General features: G+C 59.8%; 2 protein-coding genes. Both read left to right on the top strand.

What is annotated here, in order from left to right; genetic code table 11:
- The coding region (locus tag J5M66_RS26525) for a GlsB/YeaQ/YmgE family stress response membrane protein (RefSeq protein ID WP_207817533.1) at positions 1–103 on the top strand (103 nt) is incomplete at its 5' end.
- Positions 104–151: 48 nt separating this feature from the next.
- Positions 152–532: DUF3299 domain-containing protein (locus tag J5M66_RS26520; protein ID WP_207817532.1), on the top strand; the 381-nt coding region annotated here is incomplete at its 3' end.

Genomic DNA, 532 nt, shown 5'->3' with positions numbered 1-532 from the left:
GGCGCTGGGCATCTATCAGGCCGGAGAGGCCGCGGGCTTCTTTGGCGCGCTGGTGGGGGCAGTCGTCCTCCTGGTGATCTACGGATTCATCAAGAAACGCTGAATATTGGTTAGAATGCCCGGCAATTCATTCGAGTTGCCGAGCATTTTCATGCGTGCCTTTTTCCTCGCCTCACTGCTGTTGGTCAGTACCCTGGCTCATGCCGAACTGCCTGAAACCGACTGGCTGGAGCTGATGCCAAAGTCGGACCAGCAGGCACTCGAGCAAATGCCTGAAATCGACCACAACTCCCCGGAAGCCATGGGCACCTTTACCGACAAGGGCGGCCTGAAGCAGAGCAAGGGCCTGCCGGCGGTGATGTACTCGACCAAGACTGTGGCTGCCATGAACGGCAAGGATATTCGCCTGGGCGGCTACCCGGTGCCCCTGGAGAGCGACGCCAAGGGCAACAGCACGCTGTTTTTCCTGGTGCCTTACCCAGGAGCGTGCATCCATGTGCCGCCACCACCACCGAACCAGTTGGTGCTGGTG

It is taken from the genome of Pseudomonas sp. 67(2021) (assembly GCF_017491835.1).
GTDB classification, from domain to species: domain Bacteria; phylum Pseudomonadota; class Gammaproteobacteria; order Pseudomonadales; family Pseudomonadaceae; genus Aquipseudomonas; species Aquipseudomonas atacamensis.
The sequence above is the reverse complement of the archived record's forward strand: the minus strand, read 5'-3'. Positions and strand labels throughout refer to the sequence as shown.